Source organism: Pectobacterium sp. S5 (assembly GCF_051707265.1).
Classification (GTDB): domain Bacteria; phylum Pseudomonadota; class Gammaproteobacteria; order Enterobacterales; family Enterobacteriaceae; genus Pectobacterium; species Pectobacterium polare.
In genome coordinates this window covers 100,756-121,810 of record NZ_JAULSZ010000006.1, presented here as the reverse complement: position 1 = coordinate 121,810, position 21,055 = coordinate 100,756, and the positions used below count along the sequence as shown (strand labels likewise).

Annotated in this window: 20 protein-coding genes; 15 read left to right on the top strand and 5 right to left on the bottom strand. The window is 53.0% G+C overall.

Features of this window, described 5'->3' with window-relative positions; genetic code table 11:
- Positions 1-12: 12 nt before the first annotated feature.
- Entirely contained in the window at positions 13-1,143 is a 1,131-nt protein-coding gene (xylH, locus tag QWJ20_RS19135) for a xylose ABC transporter permease XylH (protein ID WP_433993280.1), read from the top strand.
- Positions 1,144-1,279: 136 nt separating this feature from the next.
- Positions 1,280-2,458, top strand: a complete 1,179-nt coding sequence (gene xylR, locus QWJ20_RS19130; protein WP_039483217.1) for a D-xylose utilization transcriptional activator XylR — start codon at positions 1,280-1,282, stop codon at positions 2,456-2,458.
- Between the two features lie 83 nt (positions 2,459-2,541).
- Here the strand turns inward: xylR and QWJ20_RS19125 are convergent, their stop codons facing one another.
- Positions 2,542-3,117: a DJ-1/PfpI family protein gene (locus QWJ20_RS19125; RefSeq protein ID WP_109410903.1), complete on the bottom strand. Its 576-nt coding sequence runs from the start codon at positions 3,115-3,117 to the stop codon at positions 2,542-2,544.
- Positions 3,118-3,529: 412 nt separating this feature from the next.
- Between QWJ20_RS19125 and argG the strand changes: the two genes are divergently transcribed.
- Both argG and QWJ20_RS19115 read left to right on the top strand, forming a co-directional pair.
- Entirely contained in the window at positions 3,530-4,876 is a 1,347-nt protein-coding gene (gene argG / locus QWJ20_RS19120) for an argininosuccinate synthase (protein ID WP_433993241.1), read from the top strand.
- A 267-nt stretch (positions 4,877-5,143) separates the two neighbouring features.
- A complete protein-coding gene (locus QWJ20_RS19115) occupies positions 5,144-5,797 on the top strand; it encodes an acyl-homoserine-lactone synthase (RefSeq protein ID WP_095993188.1) in 654 nt (217 codons plus the stop codon).
- Here the strand turns inward: QWJ20_RS19115 and QWJ20_RS19110 are convergent.
- The 3 genes from QWJ20_RS19110 to ftrA all read right to left on the bottom strand — a co-directional run bounded on the left by QWJ20_RS19110 (position 5,775) and on the right by ftrA (position 9,094).
- Positions 5,775-6,512: a helix-turn-helix transcriptional regulator gene (locus QWJ20_RS19110; protein ID WP_095993187.1), complete on the bottom strand. Its 738-nt coding sequence runs from the start codon at positions 6,510-6,512 to the stop codon at positions 5,775-5,777. The genes QWJ20_RS19115 and QWJ20_RS19110 overlap by 23 nt on opposite strands.
- Positions 6,513-6,891: 379 nt before the next feature.
- Positions 6,892-8,094: a pectinesterase PemB gene (gene pemB / locus QWJ20_RS19105; protein ID WP_433993240.1), complete on the bottom strand. Its 1,203-nt coding sequence runs from the start codon at positions 8,092-8,094 to the stop codon at positions 6,892-6,894.
- 4 nt (positions 8,095-8,098) lie between these two features.
- Complete coding sequence (gene ftrA, locus QWJ20_RS19100; protein WP_433993239.1) at positions 8,099-9,094, bottom strand: transcriptional regulator FtrA; 996 nt, start codon at positions 9,092-9,094, stop codon at positions 8,099-8,101.
- 119 nt (positions 9,095-9,213) lie between these two features.
- Here ftrA and QWJ20_RS19095 point away from each other — a divergent pair, with 119 nt between their 5' ends.
- The gene (locus tag QWJ20_RS19095) at positions 9,214-9,603 is read left to right on the top strand and encodes a rhodanese-like domain-containing protein (protein ID WP_039483193.1); all 390 of its coding nucleotides are present in this window, start codon (positions 9,214-9,216) and stop codon (positions 9,601-9,603) included.
- Positions 9,604-9,647: 44 nt separating this feature from the next.
- Here QWJ20_RS19095 and QWJ20_RS19090 read toward each other — a convergent pair whose 3' ends face one another.
- Positions 9,648-9,989, bottom strand: coding sequence for a GlpM family protein (locus QWJ20_RS19090; protein ID WP_010284221.1), 342 nt, complete (start codon positions 9,987-9,989; stop codon positions 9,648-9,650).
- 201 nt (positions 9,990-10,190) lie between these two features.
- Between QWJ20_RS19090 and QWJ20_RS19085 the strand changes: the two genes are divergently transcribed.
- The 10 genes from QWJ20_RS19085 to aldA all read left to right on the top strand — a co-directional run bounded on the left by QWJ20_RS19085 (position 10,191) and on the right by aldA (position 21,035).
- Positions 10,191-11,204 carry a ketoacyl-ACP synthase III gene (locus tag QWJ20_RS19085; protein ID WP_039483187.1) on the top strand — a complete coding sequence of 338 codons (1,014 nt, stop codon included), beginning with the start codon at positions 10,191-10,193 and terminating at the stop codon, positions 11,202-11,204.
- A complete protein-coding gene (locus QWJ20_RS19080; RefSeq protein WP_433993238.1) occupies positions 11,201-12,229 on the top strand; it encodes an NAD-dependent epimerase/dehydratase family protein in 1,029 nt (342 codons plus the stop codon). Before QWJ20_RS19085 ends, QWJ20_RS19080 begins: the two co-directional genes overlap by 4 nt.
- The gene (locus QWJ20_RS19075) at positions 12,222-13,028 is read left to right on the top strand and encodes an MBL fold metallo-hydrolase (RefSeq protein WP_095993183.1); all 807 of its coding nucleotides are present in this window, start codon (positions 12,222-12,224) and stop codon (positions 13,026-13,028) included. The genes QWJ20_RS19080 and QWJ20_RS19075 overlap by 8 nt, the downstream gene beginning before the upstream one ends.
- Entirely contained in the window at positions 13,025-14,311 is a 1,287-nt protein-coding gene (locus QWJ20_RS19070; protein ID WP_433993237.1) for a F390 synthetase-related protein, read from the top strand. The genes QWJ20_RS19075 and QWJ20_RS19070 overlap by 4 nt, the downstream gene beginning before the upstream one ends.
- The gene (locus QWJ20_RS19065) at positions 14,308-14,964 is read left to right on the top strand and encodes a phosphatase PAP2 family protein (protein WP_433993236.1); all 657 of its coding nucleotides are present in this window, start codon (positions 14,308-14,310) and stop codon (positions 14,962-14,964) included. Before QWJ20_RS19070 ends, QWJ20_RS19065 begins: the two co-directional genes overlap by 4 nt.
- A 4-nt stretch (positions 14,965-14,968) precedes the next feature.
- Positions 14,969-16,093, top strand: coding sequence for a sterol desaturase family protein (locus QWJ20_RS19060; protein ID WP_433993235.1), 1,125 nt, complete (start codon positions 14,969-14,971; stop codon positions 16,091-16,093).
- Positions 16,086-17,225 carry a fatty acid desaturase family protein gene (locus tag QWJ20_RS19055; RefSeq protein ID WP_433993234.1) on the top strand — a complete coding sequence of 380 codons (1,140 nt, stop codon included), beginning with the start codon at positions 16,086-16,088 and terminating at the stop codon, positions 17,223-17,225. The genes QWJ20_RS19060 and QWJ20_RS19055 overlap by 8 nt, the downstream gene beginning before the upstream one ends.
- Complete coding sequence (locus QWJ20_RS19050) at positions 17,222-18,322, top strand: fatty acid desaturase family protein (RefSeq protein ID WP_433993233.1); 1,101 nt, start codon at positions 17,222-17,224, stop codon at positions 18,320-18,322. The genes QWJ20_RS19055 and QWJ20_RS19050 overlap by 4 nt, the downstream gene beginning before the upstream one ends.
- Positions 18,323-18,381: 59 nt before the next feature.
- Entirely contained in the window at positions 18,382-19,311 is a 930-nt protein-coding gene (locus QWJ20_RS19045) for a lysozyme inhibitor LprI family protein (RefSeq protein WP_174866961.1), read from the top strand.
- Between the two features lie 284 nt (positions 19,312-19,595).
- The gene (gene aldA / locus QWJ20_RS19040) at positions 19,596-21,035 is read left to right on the top strand and encodes an aldehyde dehydrogenase (RefSeq protein WP_174870664.1); all 1,440 of its coding nucleotides are present in this window, start codon (positions 19,596-19,598) and stop codon (positions 21,033-21,035) included.
- Positions 21,036-21,055 lie beyond the last annotated feature (20 nt).

Sequence of the window (21,055 nt, the reverse complement as noted above, 5' to 3'; positions counted from 1 at the left end):
GGCTCTGCCTCGATGCTGCAACGGTTGAAAAGCATCAATCTTCAGGTCTACGTGATGATTGCCGCCATCATCGCCATCATGCTCTTTTTCACCTACATGACCGATGGGGCGTATCTCAGCGCGCGTAACCTCTCCAACCTGCTGAGGCAAACGGCGATCACCGGCATTCTGGCGGTCGGTATGGTGTTTGTCATTATCTCCGCTGAAATCGATCTGTCGGTCGGCTCGATGATGGGGTTGCTGGGCGGTGCGGCGGCGATTTTTGATGTCTGGTTTGGCTGGCCCTTGCCGTTGATCATCGTTGTTACGCTCGCGCTGGGACTATTGCTGGGCGCGTGGAATGGCTGGTGGGTCGCCTACCGGAAAGTCCCTTCTTTTATCGTAACGCTGGCGGGGATGCTGGCTTTTCGCGGCATTCTGATCGGCATCACCAACGGGACCACGGTTTCCCCGACCAGTGAGGCAATGTCGCAGATTGGGCAAAGCTATCTGCCTTCCGGCATGGGTTTTATGTTCGGTGCCATCGGACTAATGGTGTTTATTGCCTGGCAGTGGCGTCGGCGCAGCAGTCGCGCCCGATTAGGGTTACCGGTAAATCCACCCGCAGGTGATATTGGCCGTCAGACATTTACGGCACTGGTAGTGCTAGGCGCGATTTATCTGCTGAATGACTATCGCGGTGTGCCAACGCCGGTTCTGGTGCTGACGCTGTTGATGTTGGGCGGTATTTTTCTGGCGACGCGAACCGCATTTGGCCGCCGCATCTATGCCGTGGGCGGAAATATCGATGCCGCTCGCCTATCGGGCGTAAATGTCGAGCGCACCAAAATGGCGGTGTTCGCGATTAACGGCCTGATGGTTGCGGTTGCCGGGCTGATTCTCAGTTCACGATTGGGGGCCGGGTCGCCATCTGCCGGGAATATTGCCGAGCTGGATGCGATTGCCGCTTGCGTGATTGGCGGCACCAGTCTGGCGGGCGGCATTGGTAGTGTCGCGGGCGCGGTGATGGGGGCATTTATCATGGCGTCGCTGGATAACGGGATGAGCATGCTGGATGTGCCGACGTTCTGGCAATACGTCGTTAAAGGCGGAATCCTGCTGTTGGCGGTGTGGATGGATACCGCAACAAAGCGGCGCGTATGACGCAACGTCGAGTCTGCTAAGGAAATACGTGGCGGCTCGCAATAATCAGCAATTTATTTTGGCCTCTTGGGGCGCTGTGCTATTCAAGGAAGAAGACTTTATTCAAGGAACTTGCGATTAATGAGCGCCAACTGCCATGTTTGAAAAACGCTATCGCATCACGCTGCTGTTCAACGCCAATAAAGTGTATGACCGTCAGGTGGTTGAAGGCGTTGGTGAGTATTTACAAGCTTCCCAGTGTGACTGGGACATCTTCATTGAAGAGGATTTCCGTTGCCGCATTGATAACATCAAAGAATGGCTGGGCGACGGCGTGATTGCCGATTTTGACGATGGCGAGATCAAGCGGCTGCTACAGGATGTGAATGTTCCGCTGGTGGGTGTGGGCGGTTCTTACCATCAGCCCGAAGATTATCCGCCTGTGCATTATATCGCGACAGATAATTATGCACTGGTGGAAAGCGCGTTTATGCACCTCAAAGAGAAAGGGCTGAACCGCTTTGCGTTTTATGGCCTGCCGGCATCGGGCGGGAAAGGCTGGGCGCAGGAACGGGAGCATGCTTTCCGGCAGTTGGTTGCGGCAGAAAAGTATCAGGGCGTGGTGTATCAGGGAATGGAAACCTCGCCGGATAACTGGCAATACGCGCAAAATCGGCTGGCTGACTGGGTGCAGGGGTTACCGCCGCAGACGGGGATTATCGCGGTGACGGATTCTCGTGCGCGCCATCTGCTGCAAGTCTGCGAGCACCTGAATATTGCCGTACCAGAAAAGCTGTGCGTCATCGGGATCGATAACGAAGATCTGATTCGCTACCTTTCTCGCGTTGCGCTCTCGTCGGTAGCGCAGGGCACGCGCCAAATGGGGTATCGTGCAGCGAAGTTGCTGCACCAGCTGCTGTTGAATCAGTCTGATGTACCGCTACAGCGTATTTTGGTGCCGCCAGTTCGGGTGGTTGAACGTCGCTCAACGGATTATCGCTCCGTGCACGATCCTGCTGTGATTCAGGCGATGCATTTTATCCGCTATCACGCCTGCAAAGGGATTAAGGTTGAGCAGGTGCTGGATGCGGTGGGGATTTCCCGCTCGAATCTGGAAAAACGCTTCAAAGACGAAGTCGGCCAGACCATTCACGGTATGATTCATGAGGAGAAGCTGGATCGGGCGCGTAACTTGCTAATATCGACTTCGCTCTCGATTGGTGAGATCTCATTGATGTGTGGCTACCCTTCGCTGCCCTATTTTTATGCCGTCTTTAAGAAAGGGTATGACATCACGCCGAAAGAGTACCGCGAGCGTTATGGGGAAGGTTATTAAGGCTATTCATAAAAGAAGGTCATGCTGGAAGGTCACACAGGAAGGCGCGACGGTGCGCGCCTTATCATTAGGTTGGTGAACGGTTACGCTGGCACGCGCCAGTAATCGTAATCGATGTGCTCAACCTGGAAGTTGGCGTTTTCTTTGTCACCGGTCAGACGGCTGGCGATGGTAAAGGCAAAGTCGAATGTGACCCCCAGCCCCTTGCCGCTGATCAGATTGCCGTCTTCCACGACTTTCTCGTCAACATAAACGCCATCGGTCACGTCCTGCCATAAATTCCCGGAGCAAACGTAGCGGCGGCCTTTCAGCAGTTTGTTACCCCCCAGCACGCGAGCGGCTGCGGAGCACAGTGGGCAAATCAGTTTCCCCGCGTCGTCATGGCGACGGATAAACTCGACGACCATCGGGTTTGCGGCCAGATTTACCGTTCCCTGTGGGCCGCCAGGAATGACTACGGCATCAAACAGCGTGTCCTGATTTCTTTCCAACAGAGCATCGGCAAACATGCGAATATTGTGATAACTGTGCAGCTCCAGTCTGTCATAGCATGACAGCATGGTGACTTCTATCTTCATACGGTGCAGTACATCAATCACCATAATCGCTTCTGCTTCTTCAAACCCAGGAGCCAGCAGAACGGCGACTTTCTTAGACATAGCATCTCCAGCAATATGCAAGGGAAGGTGTTAACCGCAAGAGAATAGCAAAGAAATATCGCCAAAATGAAACGATGTTTTATTAATGTCGAGTGGGTCGCGTAAACGATTTTTGCTGCTTAGCTTGAAGAGAAGATAGCGCTATACTTGCTAACTTGGTCGTGAATTGGCCACGAATTTTTTTGCATGAAAGTATGACTCTTCTCTTCCTGTCCCGCCAAAAAGATGTTTAAATTATCACTCACTTATTTTGCATAAATATGCATTTGTGAGTGTGTCGATGTTGGTCATCGACCGGTCCGTTTGATGCAGGATGTGCACAGGGCCCGAACGCTCATGAATGTATGGCGTAACATAATGGTGTGGGCGACTCAGCTTATATCCAGAGATCTTTCGAGCAGGGATTATATATATGACAACGATTCTCAAGCATCTTCCGGTTGGTCAGCGTATTGGTATTGCGTTCTCGGGTGGTCTGGATACCAGCGCTGCACTGCTTTGGATGCGTCAAAAAGGCGCGGTGCCTTATGCGTATACCGCGAACCTGGGGCAGCCAGACGAGGATGACTACGAGGAAATCCCACGTCGGGCTATGGAATACGGCGCAGAAAATGCTCGCCTGATCGACTGCCGTAAGCAACTGGTTGCTGAAGGTATCGCTGCGATTCAGTGTGGCGCATTCCACAACACGACGGCGGGCGTGACCTATTTCAACACCACGCCATTGGGCCGTGCGGTTACCGGTACGATGCTGGTTGCTGCAATGAAAGAAGACGGCGTAAACATCTGGGGCGACGGCAGCACCTATAAAGGCAACGATATTGAGCGTTTCTATCGTTACGGCCTGCTGACTAATGCTGAACTGAAGATTTACAAGCCGTGGCTGGATACCGATTTCATTGATGAACTGGGCGGCCGTCAGGAAATGTCCGAGTTTATGTCACAGGCAGGGTTCGGCTATAAAATGTCGGCTGAGAAAGCCTATTCCACCGATTCCAACATTCTGGGTGCAACCCATGAAGCGAAGGATCTGGAATTCCTGAATTCCAGCGTCAAAATCGTTAACCCGATTATGGGCGTGAAGTTCTGGGACGAAAACATCAAAGTGCCAGCAGAAGAAGTGACCATCCGTTTTGAACGTGGTCACCCAGTAGCGTTGAACGGCAAGACCTTTGCCGATGACGTTGAACTGATGCTGGAAGCGAACCGCATCGGCGGTCGTCACGGTCTGGGCATGAGCGATCAGATCGAAAACCGCATCATTGAAGCGAAAAGCCGCGGCATCTATGAAGCGCCGGGAATGGCACTGCTGCACATTGCCTATGAGCGTCTGGTTACCGGTATCCACAACGAAGACACCATCGAGCAATACCACGCCAATGGCCGTCAACTGGGTCGTTTCCTGTATCAGGGACGCTGGTTCGATTCTCAGGCTCTGATGCTGCGTGATTCTTCTCAGCGTTGGATCGCCAGCGCCATCACGGGTGAGGTTACGCTGGAGCTGCGTCGTGGCAATGATTATTCCATCATGAACACCGTGTCTGACAATCTGACCTATAAGCCAGAACGTCTGACTATGGAGAAAGGCGACTCGGTCTTCTCGCCAGATGATCGTATCGGCCAACTGACCATGCGCAATCTGGATATTACCGACACGCGTGAAAAACTGTTTAATTATGCTGAAACGGGCTTGCTCTCTTCCTCCGCCAGCACGGGTTTGCCGCAGGTAGGGCAACTGCAGGATAAAGCAGAGAAATAACGCACAGATTGAGTAATATAAAAATCCGGAATCGTCTCGCGTTTCCGGATTTTTTTTATCTGTTTATCATATGTTTATATTGGATTTTCTCGCGGTGTTTTTTTGTTTATGAACTCTTGCTGACAATGCAGGTTGCATCTGTACAACCGCCGTGGAAAGCGACAGAATACAATGACAATAAGCCGAGGATTTTAAAAGGCAAAAGAACGTATTGGATGGTGTATCTGTTTTTGTGATGTCTAGCTGCAAATTTTTAATGGAGGAAAAATGTTAGAGATATTCGATGTAAGTTACACACTATTGTCGGAAAAAAAATCGGAAGAATTGTTTACGCTCAGAAAAGAAACGTTTAAGGACCGGCTAAATTGGGCGGTAAAATGTATTAATGGGATGGAGTTCGATCAATATGATGATGATAACGCGACCTATCTTTTCGGCGTAGAAGATAATCAGGTCATTTGCAGTTCCCGGTTAATCGAAACAAAATACCCTAATATGATTACCGGCACATTTTTTCCCTATTTTGATAAAGTAGATATTCCCGAAGGAAACTATATTGAGTCGAGTCGCTTTTTTGTAGATAAAGCTCGGTCGAAAACTATTTTAGGTAATACTTATCCCGTTAGCACGATGTTCTTTTTGGCAACGGTGAATTACTCAAGAAGTAAAGGATATGATGGTGTTTACACAATCGTCAGCCATCCTATGCTCACAATATTAAAGCGTTCTGGCTGGAAAATTTCTGTTGTTGAACAAGGATTGTCAGAAAAGCAGGAAAGGGTTTATCTACTGTTTTTACCTGTCGACAAAGAAAGCCAGGATGTGTTAGTTCGTCGTATAAATAACAATCAAGAGTTCGTTGAAAGTAAGCTACGAGAGTGGCCACTGTCTTTCGAGCCTATGACTGAACCGGTCGGATAAGTTGTAATTCGATGCCAAGTCTGATGGCATGTTTGGCATTTAATACACCGAGTTTTTTTACAACATTGCCGATGTGGAATTTAACGGTTCCTGTTTTAATACCTAATATCAGTGCGATTTCCTGATAGGTTTTTCCCATGCTGGCCCAGTAAAGAATTTCATTTTCTCGTTGAGAAAAAATATCTTTATCATTTGACCTTTCATCCTCTTTGTTTCTGATCATCTCTCTGTAAAGAGAGATGGTTTCTGAATGGATGTTCATCAACGTCATTTGTAATTTATCTTTATTACTCTCGATGACCTCATCAATGTTACTCACATTAGATTCATCAATCATGATAGATAACATAACCAGATTGTTAGTGTGGTCATGAAGCACGAAAGTATAGCCGTTGGTGATGTTATGCTCTTTGGATAAGTTGAAGATCTTTGACATCTTCAGTTGTGTGCTTACAAGTAAATCTTCGTCCCAAGGGAAAGGTGTGATTTTATTAAGTGCAGCAATGACTACAGGATCGATGTGTTGATAGTTATTGGCTCGGTATATCTCTCTCCACTCGTCATGGTGATTTGAAATGATAAGAATTTCTGTAGGTTTTTTCTTATTTAATACCATATAGGAATATTTGATGTCGCCATAGTGACTTAATGCTGTATCGAATTGATTTTTTATTACTCTGCTTATAGTTTCATTGTTGGAGAATAATTGCGACATCTCATGACCTCAACCTGAAAACTCAACATCCTGTAGTAGAAAAAGTATATACCTATACCTATAGGTATATCTATAGGAACCTATACCGATAGCCTAACCTATACCTTAGTATAGCTTTTCTTTGAGGTGGAAAAACATACAATTATACGACAATGTTAAGGGCGTAAAGTAAAAGAAACAAACACCGCTCAGGATAAGCGTGATGATTGGCTAACATCAGGGAATGCTAATTAAGCGAGATTTATCAATAGTATAATAAAAATAGCTTTTTCTCCTCTATGGCCTGTATTGTTTTACAGGCCCATCAGGTCTCAATTACATTAATTGTCTTCATGAGTTGCATCCGCCTTTCATATTTTGTTATCCCTTTCGCTGTACCTCACGTCTCGTCGATATTGTGGTATTCCCACAGCCGATTGAAATGCACATCGTCGAGATTGCGGGCTGAATCCGCGTTACCCGCAAAGGGCCGTGCGGTGGTTGCCGCCGCGCCCCATGGCTGTTCTCTGTCATAGCTGGCGTCAATCGTGCTGTCGCGAATTACTAACTGGCCGTTTGCCGTCTGGCCCGGCTGATATCCCGTCTGCCTTGCTCCCTGATCCCAGGCGCGCCCCAGTTTGGCCTTTTTTCCTCCGCTGAAGCCTTCGTCTCCCGTGAAACGACACGCCACTGCCAGAAAGCCGTATTGCACCCACGGCATGCTGTCAGGCGCGAAGACGTGAATATCTTTCGCCCCACGGCTGGAAACTGTATGAAAGCGGACACGCTCGAATACCGCAGTTGCGCGCCCAAAAACGTAATCGACATCACCCTCAATGTAGCTGTCTTTAATGTAGGCTCGGCTGTAGCGGTCCGTGACGTACTCATTCTGGAGGTTGCTGGTATTGACGAAAAACGTGTCCTGACGACCGATGAGGTGAACCTTTTCAAGCTGAACCTTGTCGCCGTCGGTGCGCAGCGCGACAGCCTGATGTGCTCGGCCGTCTACTGAATCCAGCAAGGTATTCACCACCGTCAGGTTCTTCATCTGGAAATTGTCACTTTGCGACCAGACCACGGCGGCACAAATGGTATCAATCGTCGCGTTCTGCTTTGATGCACAGAGATCGTACAGGTACCAGGCGGGGTCACCGGGCTGATATTCGCCGTGCGAATTTACCGTTTCCCGATAGATCGCGGGTGAAAACATCGAATCCAGCGCGAGTTGAATCACTACGTCATCCGGCTTTTCTCCCGCCCCACATAGCGTGAGCGGTGGGGCATCAGCAGGGATATAGACCGTACCGGTATAGGTGCCCGGCAGCAGTTTAATCTCAATCCGCGCTCGACCATTCTGCGCCCGCAGCGCGGCGTTCACCGCCTGTTGAACATGGGTGTGCGTTGCGCCATCCACCCCGACCTGTGGCCCGACAACCCAGGGCGTCGCCGGATCGACCTCAATCGGTGCAGGCAGCCAGATGTCAGCTTCTGTCTGATCATCGTGTCCAGGCCGCGTGAAATAGTGCGGGAGCGTGAAGCGTTCGGCTTCCTGCGAGGAGAGAATGGGGCGATGAATCGTGCCGGGGTACGTCGTTTTTGTCATGATCTTATCCTATCTTCGCGGCAAGATTCTCTGAGATATCATCGGCTCTCTGCCCGAAGCGCAACCGATAGGTTGAGGGCGTGAGATCGAGCTGCTGGCGAAAATGGTGGCGTAACGAGGCTGCGGTACCGAATCCTACCGTTTCGGCGATTTTCTCGATCGATAAGCGCGTGTTTTCCAGTAAATCGCGAGCGGTATTCAGCCGTTCGGCCAGTAGCCAGCGCGCTGGTGTCGTACCCGTAGCGGCAGAAAAACGGCGAAGGAACGTGCGTGGGCTCATACAAGAAATTGCCGCCAGCTTCGTAACGGAATACTCTTCCGCGAGGTTGGCTCGGACATGATCGATAAGCGGTCCGAGTCGCGAGCGTTCGTAGTCTACAGGTACTGCTTTTTCAATATACTGTGCTTGCCCACCATCACGATGCGGTGCGACCACCAATCGGCGAGCCACTTGATTGGCCGCTTTGCTGCCGTAATCCCGACGGATGAGATGCAGCCCCAGATCGATACCCGCCGCACTTCCGGCTGACGTAAGAATCGTTCCTTCATCAATATAAAGCACGTCTGGCTCGATGTTGATATCAGGATATTGCATTTTTAACGTGTCGCTGTAGCGCCAGTGTGTCGTGGCGCGTCGCCCGGAAAGCAGGCCTGTCGCCGCGAGGACAAAAACGCCAGAACAGATAGAGAGTAGCCTGGCACCCTGCTGGTGTGCCTGGCGTAATGCATCGACCAGATGTTCAGGGACGGGCACATCACTGCCTTTCCAGCCGGGAATGATAATCGTCCCTGCCTGTGTTAACAGCTCAAGGCCACCATCGGCAACCACATGGATTCCACCCGTTGCCCGCATTGCGCCACTGTCTAAACCCGCAACGGCAAACTGATACCAATTTTCACCCATTTCGGGGCGTGGAAGGCCGAAGACTTCAACAGCGATACCAAATTCGAATGTACACAGGCCATCATAAGCGAGTACGACAACAAGCGGATTGAACATCGGTTTCCTCACCTCAATAACTTGTCATGATATTGACGATATATGGCAATAATGCCATCTGCCAGCCTTTATGTATCCGTTTTATAGTCGAGCCTCATTCCAATCAATGAGAAAAATCGATGAGTTACGTGACTGAATATCCCTTTGCTGCTTCTGATATCGCCCTATCCCATTTTTCACGTCGTCTGTCTGTGGAAACGGACTGTGCGGATGTTGCGGGATCGCTCTCTGACACTCAGCAGGACTTTGTGTTACTGCATGTGGTGGGATCGACGAAGCACTTTAGCGCGCGCCATATACCGGGGGCGATTCACCTTCCGCATCGTGAAATTACACCTGAGCGTATGGCCGAGTGGCCTGATGACACGCGGTTTGTCGTCTATTGTGCGGGACCACACTGCAATGGTGCCGATCAGGCGGCATTGAAGCTGGCACAACTCGGTCGCCCGGTAAAAATTATGATAGGGGGAATCACGGGATGGGAAGATGAAGGCTTCGCCTTCGCCTAATCTCACCTGCCTATGGCAGAGGGGGCCAGCCCTTCTGCCAACACCTAATTCCCTTGATACCACGTCCAGATTTTGACTAGCAGTGCCGCTGATACACTCCAACACACGACTGCCGCGAGTAGCGCCTGGGGCAATTTCATCCACGCGGTAAAGTAATAAAGTGAGATGAGATAAACCAGATAAGGAATCACGGACCAGATGCCAAACAGGATGGTGGCGCGCAGCGCTTCCAGTCCACGTTCGGTGCCAACGATATAATGTGCGATCAGTGCGAACGTGGGGAATAACGGTACCAGCCCGGCAATATAATAGTTTCGGCTTTTCGCCAGTACGCTGATGAGCAATACGATTAGCGCGCCAATAACTGATTTGATAAACAATGACATAAGTATAACTTCTGGCTTAATTAAGCATCGCGAATGGACAGAGAATAGCGAAAAAGTGTCGGGATGGAATAGGGCGACCGCACAGCTTAAGATTTCAATTCGCGGTGATTTCGTTATTCTTAGCAGCAGAATGAATAAATACCGTACGTGATGACCTGCTCAGTACGGGTAAAACGATAATAAATCTGGAAAGGATTGAAGTTGAAGACGCAAAGTCATGCAGTCACTCAGGGATTGGTTCCACTCAAGATTATTTCTACCGGCAGCGCGCTTCCTGCGCAGCGGGTGACGTCGGCTGAATTAGATGTGCGGCTCAATAAGCCCGCTGGTTATGTCGAAAGCCGTTCAGGCATTATTTATCGCCACCATGCGGATAATCATGCCAGCCAGGCGGAACTCGGTGTGGCGGCGTTAAATGACGCGCTGGCGCGGGGCGTTATTCCGCCAGCGTCCATCGATCTGCTGTTGTTTGCTTCTGCGATTCCGATTCAGGCGCTGCCTTATAGCGCCAGCCACTTATTAAAGGCCTCGTCCCTGCCAAAAGGGACGGCCAGTTTCGATATTAACAGCAGCTGCGTCAGCTTTATTTCCGCGCTTCAGGTGGCGGCCGGGTTGTTAAATACCGGCGCTTATCGACGCATTGCCATCGTCTCTACCGAACTGGCTTCGCGCGGTATCGATTGGGATGACGAAGAGTCGTCGCTGATTTTTGGCGATGGTGCCGCGTGTGCGATTGTCGAACGCGGCGATGGGCGCAGCGGTATTGCGGCGTGTCTGCTGGAAACCTACCCGAAGGGCAACGAACTGTGCCAGATCCGCGCAGGCGGTACCTTGCGTAACCCGCGTGCGGGGATGGAACTGCATGATTTTCTGTTCCATATGCAGGGAAAACGGCTATTCAGGCAGGCTTCTGCCCTGATTGAGGGCTATCTGCAACGGCTGCTGGATGCCAGCGGTTATTCGCTGGATCAGATGGCGGCGGTGGTTCCGCATCAGGCCAGTCACCTGTCGCTGGAGCATATGCGTAAGCGGCTGGCGATCCCGACCGAAAGGCTGATTGATATTTACCGCTATCACGGTAATCAGGTGGCGGCCTCGATTCCGACGGCGCTGCATCATGCCATCGTGACGCAGCGTCTGCCTGAGGGGGAACCCGCGATGCTGGTCGGTACGGCCGCCGGGTTGACGCTGGGCGGCATGGTATTGATCCCATGAGAGTCTTCGTCACGGGCGCAACCAGCGGATTGGGGCGTAATGCGGTGGAGTGGCTGCTTCAGGCTGGGCATCAGGTGCTGGCCTGCGGGCGCGATCGCTCGGTGGGGCAACAGCTTGAAGCGCTGGGCGCGCAGTTTGTCGGTATCGATTTGGTGGAAACCTCGGTAGACCAGTTTCGAACGCTGATGGCGGGCTGCGACGTGGTCTGGCACTGCGCCGCGAAATCATCACCGTGGGGCCAATATAATGATTTTTATCAGAATAATACTGAGGTGACGGCACGGCTGGCTGACGCCGCTGGTCAGTTGGGTATCTCGCGCTTTGTACATATCTCCACGCCCGCGATTTACTTCGATTTCCAGCACCACCTGAATATCGATGAAAGCTACCGCGCGGCGCGTTTTGCCAATCACTATGCGCAGACTAAATTTCTGGCGGAAGAACGCCTTCAGGCGCTGACGTCGCGCTACCCGCAAACTACCTACGTGATTCTGCGCCCGCGTGGCCTGTTTGGCCCGCACGACCGCGTGATTCTGCCGCGAGTTCTGGAACAGATCGCAGTGGGCGGCGGCGTGTTGCGGCTCCCGCGCGGTGGCGAGGCGTTGCTGGATCTGACGTTTGTCGGCAACGTGGTGGAAGCGATGGCGCTTGCCAGCCAGCGCACGGGGTTAGTGTCTGGTTCGGCGTACAACATCACCAATCATGAACCCGCACGCCTTGTAGACATGCTTCAACAACTGCTGGCTGGGCAACTAGGGATGAACTATCGCGTCAGGGCGGTGCCGTATCCGCTGCTGCACGCGGTGGCGGGTGGCATGGAGCTGTTCTCGTGGTTTAGCCGGAAAGAGCCGCTGTTGACGCGCTACAGTGCGGGAGCGGTGAATTTCGATATGACGCTCAGCGCGGAGAAAGCCAAACAGGAGCTGGGGTATCAGCCGCGTTTCTCCCTTCAGCAGGGCATCGAGCTAACGGGTAACTGGTTCAACGCGCATCTTGCACAGCGGAGCACTGACCGACATGGCTAATATTTCAACGTTTGAAGTCGGGTACTGCCTGCATCCCGGCTGCATGGCGCTGCGTGGTGCGGGATGGAAAGTATGCCGTTTTCCGGCGCGCGTCTGGATGTTGGAAAGTCAGGGTAAGCGCTGGCTGTGGGACACCGGCTATGCCCAGCATTTTACCGATGCCACGCAATCCGGCCTGTTCCAGCTGTACCGCAGAATGACACCGGTGCATTTCGAGACGAAAGACGCGCTGATTCACCAGCTACATGGGCAGGGGATTCAACCTGCGGACATTGATGGCCTGATTATTTCTCATTTTCATGGCGACCATATCGCGGGGCTGCGGGATTTCCCTAACGTACCGTTTATCTGTTCGGCGCTGGGCTGGCAGCAGACGCGGAATCTGCGCGGTTTCGCGGCCTTGAAGCGGGCATTTGTGCCCGCGCTGATCCCTGAACATTTTGAGCAGGCGCTTCAGTTTGTCGAAAACTTCCCGCTTACCGATCTGCCAGCCGAGCTGGCGCCGTTTACGCAAGGCTATGCGCTGCCGGGTAGCGATAAAGAGATCGTGCTGGTGCCGTTGCCCGGCCATGCCGCCGGACACCTCGGCGCGTTTGTGCTGACGGAAAACGGCTGGGTACTGCTGGCAAGCGATGCCGCTTGGTCGCCGCACAGTTATCGCGAAGGGCGTGGGCCGTCGCGCTTGGCGAATCTGGTGATGGACGATCCAAAAGCCTATTACCACACGCTGGATCAACTGCACCAGTTGCACCTGAACGGGCAAGTCGAGATTCGGCTGTGTCACGAGGGTGACCTATGATTCCGCTGATGACGATCTGGCACTATTTCCGCGCCAGACGCCTGACCTTTTCTACTCGTCAGGCGCTTGAACGCCATCAGCAGCGCCAGCTTTCTCGTTTTGCTCGGCGCGTGCTGGCGCGTAGTCCCTATTTTCGTCCTTACTGCCAGCTACCCATGACATCCTGGCCGATGATGGATAAAGCCGTGATGATGGCCGAATTCGATCGGATGAACACCGCCGGGCTTAAGCGGGATGAACTGCTCGCCTGCGCGCGCCGTAGTGAAGAAGATCGCGACTTCACACCGAATGTGGGCGGGTTTAGCGTTGGGCTGTCGTCCGGCACCTCTGGGCAGCGTGGCCTGTTTGTCGTCAGCCCGCGTGAACAACAGGTGTGGGCGGGAGGTATGCTGGCGAAAATGCTGCCGGACGGCTTACGTGTCGGTGAGCGGGTGGCGTTGTTCCTGCGGGCGGATAACAATCTGTATCACAGCGTGGATAACCGTTGGCTCAGCCTGTCGTTTTACGATCTCTTCGCGCCATTTTCTGAGCATTTTTCGCGGCTGGAAGCGTGGTCGCCGTCGATTATCGTCGCCCCCGCACAGGTGCTGCGCGAACTGGCGCTGGCGGTACAGCGTGGTGAGCTGCGCCTGTCGGTCAAAAAGGTGATTTCTGTAGCCGAGGTGCTGGAACCGCAGGACAAGCAATTGTTGCAGCAGGTCTTCGGGCAGGTTGGGGAGGTGTATCAGGCGACGGAAGGCTTTCTGGCATCGACCTGCGAACACGGTACGCTGCATCTCAACGAAGAATTTATTCACATCGAGCCGCAGTGGCTGGATGACGAACGCTTTACGCCCATCATCACCGATTTTACTCGCAGTACGCAGCCGATTGTGCGCTATCGACTGGACGATGTGTTGGTGAAGCAAAAAACGCCCTGCGCGTGTGGCCGAGTGACGATGGCGATTGCCCGCATTGAAGGGCGCAGCGATGATAGCCTGCGATTGCCGGACAGTAACGGCGAGCCTCAGACTGTGTTTGCGGATCTCTGTAGCCGGATTATTGCCAATGCGCTGCCGCTGCATGCCGACTATCGGCTAGTGCAGCAGGGCGATGCGACGCTGCATTTATCTGCCGCGTGCAGCCTGCCGGAGCTGGAAGCCTGTCGGGATAGTCTGTCGCAGCAGTTTGCGTTGCAGGGTATTGATGCGTCGCGGCTACGGTGGCATCTCACCGCCGGTGAGATTGCGCCAGAATTTACGCAAAAGCGCAGACGGATTACCCGTTTGAAGGAGAGTGCATGAGGCTATTTCCTCAAGAAACGCTGCTGTTGCGACTGAAAGCGCTGCTCTTCGGTTGGGGAACGGTCGGGCTGGTATATCAACTGAGTGCGCAGTTTCAGGGGCAGGGAACGGTACTGCCAACGTCGTTTGTTGATGAGTGGATTCCTTTTAGCGCCTCGGCGATCTGGCTGTATCTCTCGTTTTTTATCATCGTGCCGCTGTCTTACTTATCTTGCCCGATTACGCGTCTGGCGGGGTTACGTCGAGCAACGCAGCTGACTGCCTTGATCGCGGGCGTGGTGTACCTGATTTTTCCGACCACGATGGTGTATCCACAGGTCGTCGGGGACGATCTCTCTACCCATGTGCTACAGCTTTTGCTGCATATCGACTCGCCGCAGAATTGCCTGCCGTCGCTGCATATTGCGCTAACGGTGCTGGCGGTGTGGGCGATGAGTGATGGCCAGCAGAAGGTGAAAACCGGTTTGTACCTTCTGTGGGGAGCGGCGATAGCCCTTTCTATCCTGCAACTGCGCCGACACCTGTTCATCGATCTGGTGACCGGCGCGATGCTGGCGGGGATCGTCGGCTGGGTCTTTCTGCGTAGCCGGGAGATGGTGAAGGCCATTTCCCCAGCGGCTCCGCTGCCTAACGATAAGCGCCATCAGGAATGACATCATGATTGATTTAGCACTCCCGATTGTCTTTATGCTGGTTGTGGTGATTGGCGAAGCGCTGGTTTTACAGTGGATGCAGCGTGAGACGGTGAACTGGCATGACGTGGTTTTCAACCTGAATTCAGGGCATATCATGCTGTGGCTTTTTCGCAGCGTGGAAATTTTTTGCTATGGCTATGTTGCGGCGCATTTCAGTTTTGGCTGGGTGGACACCTGGCCGCCGGTGCTGATGTGGCTGTTCGCGCTGCTCGCCTGGGATTTCGGTTTCTATTGGCTACATCGCCTGCACCATACCTTCGGCGTGCTGTGGGCGGTGCACGTGGTGCATCATCAGGGTGAACATTTTAATCTGTCGCTGGGCGTGCGTAATTCCTGGTATTCCTCGCTGACCTCGATTCCGTTCTTCCTGATTTTGGCGTTGCTCGGCGTTCCACTGTACGTGTTCGTTACCGTTTCCATCCTGCATTACAGCGTTCAGCTCTTTAACCATAATGCGATGACGCCCAAGCTGGGCTGGCTGGAAAAGGTTCTGGTGACGCCCGCACACCATCGCGTACATCACGTGAACGACCGTGCGTACGCCGATAAGAACTTCGGCGGCACCTTCATTTTTTGGGACAAGCTGTTTGGCAGCTTTTGTCCGCAGCTGCCCGACACGCCTTTTCGCTACGGCGCAGGCAAAGAAACGCCATCGAACAATCCATTTTGGGCTAGTAACCTGCCTTTTCTGTCGTACCTCAAACTGTCGGTGAGTCGCACGCGTCAGGCGACGTTTCATTGTACGCCAATGGCGTTGATTGCTGGGGCGATGCTGCTGTTTGCGCTGGTGGTGGGCTATGTTTATCTGTATGGCTACGGCTATGATTCCGCCGATCTGTCGCAGGCGGCGCTCTTCCTGCTGCTGGTGGCCGGTGCGGTCGCGCTGGGCGGGATTTCCGAAGGACAACGCTGGGCCATTTACGTTTGGCTCGTGGTGGTGTTGCTATTCCCTGCCGTGTTTCTTGTCTATCTCGGCTGGGAAGCGCTCTACTGGAAGATTGCGATGCTGATGCTGGTGCTGCACGGGTTGGCAATGGCTGTCGGCTGGGGCCGACGCCCCCTGACCAAGGAGCCTGAGAATGTCTAGTGTGCTTCCCGCCAAACCCTATCCCGCCAAGGGCGAACAGGCTTTTCATCGGGCATTACAGCGGGAAACGTCAGCCTATCTTCGCGCTAATCACGATCATCGTTTTGCCGATGGCGGGCAGTTCGTTAAGGCTGGATTACTCTTTTTATGCTGCATCGCCTGTTATGCTGTTTGCTTAGTGCAGCAGACGGCGTGGACGTTTTTCCTGAGCTATTTTGCTTTCATCATGCTGTCGATGTTATTGAATATCATCGTTAATCATGACGCCTCCCATAATACCTTTTTCCGCAATCGAACACTGAATCGCGTGGTCGGGCGCATCGTCACGTTACCGTTAGGCATCGATCCCGATTACTGGCGTTTGCGTCATGTGGACTTCCACCACATCTATCCGAATGTGGAACATTACGATCTGGATACGGAAGAGAATGGGGTTTTCCGCCAAACGCCTTTTCAGCGCCACCGTTCCTACATGCGTTATCAGCATCTTTACTGGCCGCTGGTGGCTGCGTTCTCGCTCCCTTATATCGCCTGGATTTTTGATTGGGCCGATCGCTTGGGTAAAACCCCCGTCAATGCCCGTTCAGTACAGTTAGGCTACCGCGGATGGATGATTTTTATCGGCAGTAAAATCGGCCATGTCCTTCTGTTACTGGTGATTCCCATTATGGTGGGAGCGGTACACAGCATTAGCCCGGGCATCGTGCTATTGAGCTATTTGTTGGGGCAGATGCTGGCCTCGTTGCTGGTGGTATTTTTGCTGCTGGGCACGCACTGGGCGGAGGCTGAGTTCTATACCGTTACCGATACGGAAACAATGCCTCAGGGCTGGTATCAGCACAACTTTGCGACAGCCTGTGACTGGCTACCGACGCCGCGCTGGCTTGAGCGCTGGACGGGAGGGCTACACTTACATCTGACGCATCATCTTTTTCCGGGATGGCATCATCGTCATTATCCTGCGTTAGCCGATATCTTACGGCGCGTGGCCGCCGAGCATGGCATGAACTACCGCTGTATTACCTATCGTGAGTTACTGGCCAGTCAGCGCCGGTTTTTAAAATTGATGGGCGAAGGTAACGATCAGCGGACTGCGCAACGTGTCGTGAAAGCGGGAGCGGAGGAAGAATGACGCTCGCCCCGCTAAAGCCGCTCCGCTATGAACAAGGTCGCGATCTGGCGTTGCATCGGGCGTTGATGAAGGCCGCGAATGACTATCTGGCAGAAACGGGTGACCACCGTTTTGCCAATGCCGGATTTATCGGCAAGATGCTGTTTCTGGTGGCGTTGTGTCTGACATTTTATGGTTTCAGCCTCCGGCAGACGACGCTGTGGGGCTTTGCGGGCTGCTACTTTGCCTTTATTTTCACCGCCATGTTTCTGGCGGTGAACGTGGTGCATGATGCCTCGCATAACGTCTTTTTCCGGCGGCCGTGGGCGAATCGCCTGCTCAATATCGTGGTGAGTATTCCGCTCGGTATGGATTCCGACTGCTGGCGGGTGCGCCATGTGATTTTTCATCATGCGCACGTCAACGTGCAGCACTACGATCTGGATATCGAAGAGAACGGCGTTTTGCGGCAATCGCCCTATCATCGGTTTCGCTTTTTTATGCGCGCCCAGCGCTACTACTGGCCGATGGTGGCGTCGCTGACATTCCCCTGCATCATCTGGTTTTTTGACTGGCTCGATCGTGCGGGGAAAACGCAGGTGACGCGCAATATGACGCTTCAGGGTGCTAAGGGCTGGGGTATTTTTCTGTTATCAAAAGTGCTGCATGCCCTGCTGGCGCTGGCGATCCCTTATTGGCTGTTGTCGCCGACACCCGTCAGCGCTGGTGCGCTGTTGCTGGTTTATCTGCTGAGCCAAATGCTGTCATCGCTGATTTTTGTCGTCCTGATTCTGGGGTCGCACTGGGCAAAAGGCACGTTCTATCAGGCACCGGACGATGGCCTATTTAGGCATGGTCGCTATCAGCACGTCTTTTCCACCACGGTGGACTGGGCGACTCGTCCCGCCTGGCTTGGCTACTGGCTGGGGCAGCTTAATATGCACCTGACTCACCATATTTTCCCCAACTGGAATCATCGACATTACCCTGCGTTATCGAAAATTATTGCAGACGTCGCTCCACGTTACGGCATTGATTATCAATGTATTACGTTGAAAGCGATTTTGGTTGAGCAGCAGCGTTTTCTTAAAAAGATGGGAAATGGCAGCAAGCAATAGCCCGTTATCCGTTTTATCAATCAGTTAGGTTTCATCTGTTTTTCAAGGAGCGATACTTCATGCGTTATTTATCTCTGGCCGCTTCATCCCTGCTGTTCTTTTGCACCTCGTCCGTTTGGGCAATAGATTGCAGCAAGGCCAGCACAGACACTGAGAAAATGATTTGTGCCAGCAGCCATTTACAGCAGCTTGATACGGTATTAAACAAGGCCTATCAGGGGTACGCGAAAAAAGAGGGCAAAGCGCAGGCGCTCCTGACGCAGCGCGCGTGGCTGGCTGAGCGTGACCGCTGTAAGGATGACGTTTGTCTGGGGAATGAGATGGTTTCCCGTATTCAGGCGCTTTCCGGCAGTGAAAATATCTCTCTGATTACTCAGGCATCAGACCAGTGGGACTTCGTTCTCAGCGTGGCGACGTGCACGCTCGATCCTTCTTACTCAACCTGTGAAGGCCCCGGCACGCTGGATATCTTTAAGAAAGGGCGTGGTGACCTGTTCCAGCGTATCACGATGGAAAATATGTTCATCGAGCTGAACAATAAGGGCGAAGTGACAGCGAATCTGGTCGAGGTCTATGGTGAGAACAACAGCGGGCTGGTGATTGATGATGCTAACTTCGATCACCACGCGGATATCATGCTGCGTAATGGCAATAACGGCGCTTACGGCGGGCCGTCTTACGATGTGTACCTGTTTGATGTGGAAAAGCAGCAGTTTACCCAGAACGCGCCGCTGACCGAGTTAGCCAGCTCCAACCTCGGCCTGTTCGAGATTGATGAGAAGAGTAAGACCATCACGACCTTTACCAAAAGCGGCTGCTGCTGGCACCAATGGTCTACCTACCAGATAGCCAATAATAACCCTGTCCTGATTGTCGAAAGCACGGAAGCCTACTCCGAAGAGAAGCAGGCGATGGTTGCCACCACCCGCGAATTAGTGGGCGGCAAGTGGAAGGTGAAGGAAGAGATCGTGAAAGTCGACGAACCGTAAAACTCCCCTGTTCAACAGACAGACGCTGTAGGCTGGCGTCTGTCACCGCCTCGCTCTCGCCACACTCTCGTTATTCCCCCGCCAGTTTCCGATACTTTGCAAAAGTGTTACGTCAGACGTTCCTATCATGACTTTTTTGCCACTTACCAGACCGAAATGGCAGCGATGAAAAGGTAAATACCGTGCAGAACGCGCAGCATGGCAAAACTTCACAAAAAAAACGTGTTTTGTTAACAACTCGTTTATGCGTTGTATTCTCTAACCCTACCTTGGAGACGCCTGACATGAGCACCACCCAGAAACGTATGTACATCAACGGTGAGTTTGTTGAAAACAGAAGCGGGAAGTGGATTGATGTGGTGAACCCAGCCACAGAGCAGGTCATTTCACAGATCCCAGAAGGCTCCGCTGACGATGCGAAAAGCGCGATAGAGGCGGCAGAAGCCGCACAGCCGGGCTGGGAAGCGCTGCCTGCGGTTGAGCGTGGCGTCTGGCTGCACAAGATTGCCGATGGTATCCGTGAGCGCGAAGCCGAACTGACCGATACGATTATCGCGGAAGGCGGCAAGACGCACGGCCTGGCACAGACGGAAGTGCTGTTCACCGCTGACTACCTCGACTACATGGCGGAGTGGGCGCGCCGTTACGAAGGCGAAATCATTCAGAGCGACCGCCCGAATGAAAATATCTTCGTCTTCCGTAAAGCGATTGGCGTGACGACGGGTATTCTGCCGTGGAACTTCCCCTTCTTCCTGATTGCGCGTAAAGCGGCACCGGCACTGATTACGGGCAACACCATCGTTATCAAACCGAGCGAAATCACGCCCAATAATGCGGTGATTTTCGCCGAAATTATTCACAAAATCGGTCTGCCGAAAGGCGTCATCAATTTTGTTACCGGCTATGGCCCAACGGTCGGGCAAGAGCTGGCCGCGAACCCGAAAGTCGGCATGGTCAGCCTGACCGGCAGCGTGGCTGCGGGCATTGCAACCATGACAGCAGCAGCGCAGAACGTCACGAAGGTGTCGCTGGAACTGGGCGGCAAAGCGCCCGCTATCGTGATGGACGACGCCGATCTCGATCTAGCAGTGAAAGCGATTGTCAGTTCCCGTGTCATCAACAGCGGGCAGGTGTGTAACTGCGCCGAGCGCGTTTACGTGCAGAAAGGCATTTACGACGAGTTTATCTCCCGTATTAAAACCGCGATGGAGCAGGTGACCTTCGGTAATACGGCGGAGAAAAAGGCGCTGGATATGGGGCCGCTGATCAGTGCGGCGGCGCGACAGCGCGTAGAAGACAAAGTGGCGAAAGCGGTATCGCAGGGCGCGAAAGTGTTGCTCGGTGGCCAGCGCGCAAGCGGTACGGGCTATTTCTATCCGCCTACGCTGCTGGTGGACGTCAAACAGGACATGCCGATCATGCACGAAGAAGTGTTTGGTCCGGTGCTGCCGGTCGCGACCTTCGACACGCTGGAAGAGGCGATTGCGATGGCGAACGACAGCGAATATGGCCTGACGTCGTCGATCTATACTCAAAACATCAACACCGCGATGAAGGCGCTGAAAGGGCTGAAATTCGGCGAAACCTACATCAACCGTGAGAACTTTGAGGCAATGCAGGGCTTCCATGCGGGCTGGCGTAAATCCGGTGTGGGTGGGGCGGACGGCAAGCACGGCTTGCAGGAATATTTGCAAACGCATGTCGCGTACCTTCAATTTCACTAAAAGCAGTTCCACTAAAGGCA